The 4,140-nt window shown below is 64.8% G+C and carries 4 protein-coding genes; 3 read left to right on the top strand and 1 reads right to left on the bottom strand.

Annotated elements, in window-relative coordinates:
* The 3 genes from RIN13_RS20295 to RIN13_RS20285 form a co-directional block, all read left to right on the top strand.
* On the top strand, nucleotides 1-1,300 hold a 1,300-nt coding region (locus RIN13_RS20295; protein ID WP_375164806.1), incomplete at its 5' end, for a Pls/PosA family non-ribosomal peptide synthetase.
* A gap of 20 nt (nucleotides 1,301-1,320) precedes the next feature.
* Nucleotides 1,321-2,706: a M1 family metallopeptidase gene (locus tag RIN13_RS20290; protein WP_309109117.1), complete on the top strand. Its 1,386-nt coding sequence runs from the start codon at nucleotides 1,321-1,323 to the stop codon at nucleotides 2,704-2,706.
* Nucleotides 2,703-3,440, top strand: coding sequence for a 4'-phosphopantetheinyl transferase superfamily protein (locus RIN13_RS20285; RefSeq protein WP_309109116.1), 738 nt, complete (start codon nucleotides 2,703-2,705; stop codon nucleotides 3,438-3,440). Before RIN13_RS20290 ends, RIN13_RS20285 begins: the two co-directional genes overlap by 4 nt.
* Nucleotides 3,441-3,462: 22 nt before the next feature.
* Here RIN13_RS20285 and RIN13_RS20280 read toward each other — a convergent pair.
* Nucleotides 3,463-4,140 (bottom strand): endonuclease/exonuclease/phosphatase family protein (locus RIN13_RS20280; protein WP_309109115.1); only part of this gene is annotated, 678 nt, incomplete at its 5' end.

Below are 4,140 nucleotides of genomic sequence, written 5' to 3'. Positions count from 1 at the left end.
CGGCGCGGCGCTGCTTTGGGCGGTCCCCCTCGCGGCGGCACTTTGGTTTGTGTCCAACATGGTCCTGGTTGCCGCCGTCGTACGTCTGCTAAGCCTTGGACTGCGTGAAGGCCATTACCGCGTGGGCAGCTTCACCGGCTGGCGGGTGTGGGCCATCGAGCGGGTCCTGGATATGGCACGGGACCTGCTCTTTCCGATTTACGCGAGCCTCTTCACGCCGGTCTGGCTGCGGCTGCTCGGCGCCAAGGTGGGCCGGAACGTGGAAGCCTCGACGGTGCTGCTGCTGCCTTCCATGACCACGGTGGGGGACGGGGCGTTCCTCGCCGATGACACGATGATCGCCTCCTACGAACTCGGCGGCGGCTGGATGCGGATTGCTCCGGCGAAGATCGGCAAGCGCGCGTTCCTCGGCAACTCGGGAATGACGGGGGCGGGACGCAGCGTGCCCAAGAATTCGCTGGTTGCCGTACTGTCTGCGACGCCGGCGAAGGCCAAGTCCGGTACGTCCTGGCTGGGCAGCCCTCCGGTGCGGCTGCGCCGTGCCCGGATGGAGATGGATCAGAGCCTGACCTTCAACCCGCCACTGCGGCTCAAAATCTACCGCGCGTGCTGGGAACTCTGCCGGGCTGTTCCGGTGGTCCTCACGGTCGCCATTGCCGTGGCGGTTCTGTTGGTCCTTGACTGGTTGGCCGGTTATGCCGGTTACGTGGCCGCCGCGTTGCTCGGGGCGCCCGTCCTCCTCGCTGCCGGCGGTGTGGCCGCGGCAAGTTCGCTGGCGGCCAAGTGGCTGCTCGTGGGCCGGATCCGTGCACGCGAGCACCCCCTGTGGAGTTCGTTCATCTGGCGCAACGAGGTGGTGGACACTTTCATAGAAATGGTGACTGCGCCGTGGTTTGCCCGTGCGGCCGCCGGCACACCGGCCCTCGTCTGGTGGCTGCGCGGTCTCGGGGCCAAAATCGGTTCCGGTGCCTGGTGCGAGAGCTACTGGCTGCCGGAGGCGGACCTGGTCACGCTCGGGGCGAACTCCACCGTAAACCGCGGCTGCGTCATCCAGACCCACTTGTTCCACGACCGCGTGATGAGTATCGATACGGTTACGCTGGAACCGGGGGCAACCATGGGTCCGCACGGGGTCATTTTGCCGGCTGCCCGGATCGGTGCAGGCGGTACTGTTGGGCCGGCATCACTGGTGATGCGGGGTGAGACCGTACCGGCCGCCAGCTACTGGATCGGTAACCCGGTCAGCCCGTGGGCCTCCCCCGCCACTACCGTTCCTGCCCTGGAGGCCCAGCTAAAGTGACCGCACACCGAGAGCATCCGCTGGGCACGGCAGGCGGGCGGCCCGCTTCCCGCCCGCTGCCCGATCCCTACACGCCCGGGCATGGGTCTGCGGATTACCAGGTTTCCCGCTACGAGCTTTACCTGGACTACCGGGTGGCGACCAATCGGTTGTCCGGTCACGCCGCCATTACCGCGCGGTCGTCAACGTCCATGGACACGATAACCCTGAACCTTTCAGGGCTGCGGGTGCTGAAGGTCCAATTGGATGGGCGGCGTGTCCGGCGGTTCAGCCAGCGCGGAAACCAGCTGATCATCGTTCCGGCTGATCCGCTTCCCACCGGCACTGACTTCAGTCTTGACATCCGCTATGACGGAACACCCGGGCCAATAACCGGCGATTGGGGCGAGGTGGGCTGGGAAGAGCTCACTGACGGAGTCCTCGTCGCCGGTCAGCCCACCGGCGCGCCGTCCTGGTTTCCCTGCAATGACCATCCCAGCCAAAAGGCCAGCTTCGGCTACACCATCACCACCGAGGCCAACTACAGGGTGATCTGTAACGGTGTCCTGGTCTCCCGCCACGCAAAAGCCAGCCGGCAAACCTGGGTTTTCGAACAGGCCGAACCCATGGCCACCTACCTGGCCACTGTACAGATCGGCCGCTATGACCTCCGGCCATTGAATACCCCGCTCCCGGCTTCGACGCACCGGGCTGGTGTCCCGGACGGCCGGCATGACCCCGTACCGCAGTACGTCGCGGCGCCTCCGGCCCTGATGGCATCCGCCACTGCTGCGCTGGCCCGCCAGGGGCAAATGATGGAAACCTTCGAAACCTGCTTCGGCCCGTATCCTTTTGCCAACTACACCGTTGTGGTGGCGGACGACGCCCTTGAGATCCCGCTGGAAGCCCAGTCCCTGTCCGTATTTGGTCCCAACCATCTTCGCCAGGAATGGAATGAGCAGCGGCTCATCGCCCACGAACTGGCCCATCAGTGGTTTGGGAACTCCCTGACCGCCAGCACCTGGGCTGACATCTGGTTGCACGAAGGGTTCGCCTGCTACGCCGAGTGGATATGGTCCGAGGCCTCCGGGAACCTTTCGGCACAGGACAGGGCCAGGGCAGCCTGGCAGGGACTCTCCGACCAGGCCCAGGATCTTGTGGTGGGCGACCCCTCGCCGGAGCTGATGTTCGATGACCGGGTCTACAAGCGCGGCGCCCTGGCACTCCACGCCCTGCGGCTGGCGGCCGGCGACGTCCTCTTCTTCGAATTCCTCCGTAAGTGGACGGACAGCTACCGCCACGGCGGAGTCACGACAGCCAAGTTCGTGGACCTTGCCGACCGATCATGTGGCGGGATAGCGGGATTCAGCGCAAGCGCCATCCTCATGCCCTGGCTCTACCGGACAGTGCTCCCGCCACTTCCATGATGCCCGCCGACGCCCACCACGGGATATCCCTGGCAGCCGTGCGACTGGCTGACGTCGACCTTGGGCAGGAGCACATGCTGGACGGGGCAGAGCTGGCCCGGGCCGACACGTTCCGATCCCGCGGCCTGCGGGAGAGGTTCGTTGCCGGCCGGATAGCTTTGCGCCTCCACATCAGCGCGCTGACCGGTGACAACCCTGCATCTTTAAAGGCGGACTACTTCTGCCCCTCCTGCAGGAACCGCAACGGCAAGGGACACGGGCTTCCTCGGTATCAACTTCCTTCCAAGACCACTATCGGCAGCCTCCACGTCAGCCTGAGCAGATCCGGAACTTGGTGCCTGCTCGCGGCCAGCCTCAACGAGGGCATCGCCGGTATCGGCGTGGACATCGAGACCGGGTCCTCAGCGGATTTTGTTGGTTTCGAGGAGTTGGCGATGTCCGCGAATGAGCGCAGCCAGCTACAACGTGTACCTGTCGCCTTGAGAAACGCTTTCCAAACACGCCTCTGGTGCCGCAAGGAAGCCGTCCTCAAGGCCCTCGGGACCGGCTTGGCAACAGCCCCCTCGCTGCTTGACGTGTCCGGATCGGCCCCCGCAGTGCCTGGGTCGCCGTCCGGATCGAAGCTGTGGAAACTTGAAGACATAAGCCCCGCCAGTGTCGGACTTCCGGAAGGCTTCGCTGCCACACTTGCTGTCAGGCAGCGTGACGAAGCCGCCCCGGACAGTGGACCGTAGAGCCGCCGCTTTCCTGCCGGTGTTAACCCCGAATTTGCAGGTCCACCCACACGAGCCGGTGATCACTGCTGGGGAAGGGAAAAACGCCGGTAAGCCTCGAGAGAGTGTCGGCCTGGGTTGGCCAGAACACCCCGGCATTCATCACACGTAGCCTGCTTGAGGGCAACACGTAGTCAACACGCAAATTCCCCGGTGAGGTGTCGGCAAAGTCGGCGGTGTCGTAGCGTGGGTCGCCTTTGTGCGTGGCATTGGCGCGGCCCTGCAAGGTTGCCGCCTCTCCTGCTCCATCGGAAACCGGCAACGGGTCGACAATCCGCTTGGATCCAAGGAGTTGGTTGATGGCGGCGTTTACGGAGTCGCCGTCGGCTGGATCCGCGTTCTGGTCACCGACGATGACAAACGGCTCGCTTGGCCGGAGCCCTCCCTTTTCACCTTCGTCGTCGACGACGTATCCCGACTTACCCGGCGTGATGTAATCGGCCCAGAAACGGATTTCGTCGTGGTTGCGGCGACCGTTCCGGTCCTCCGGTCCGTCGAAGGTTGGCGGCGTCGGGTGCGACGCGAGCACGTGGACCGTTTCGCGGCCGACCTTCACCGGAACATCCCAGTGCGACTTGCTTGACAGGCGCACAACCTCAAGCTCTTCCCGGGAAAACCAGTCGGCCGGTTCGGGAGTAGCAGGGTCATCGGGCAGGAGCGC

Origin of the sequence: Arthrobacter sp., assembly GCF_031179985.1 — a bacterium.
Taxonomy (GTDB): domain Bacteria; phylum Actinomycetota; class Actinomycetes; order Actinomycetales; family Micrococcaceae; genus Arthrobacter.
This window is presented reverse-complemented; position numbering and strand designations above follow the sequence as displayed.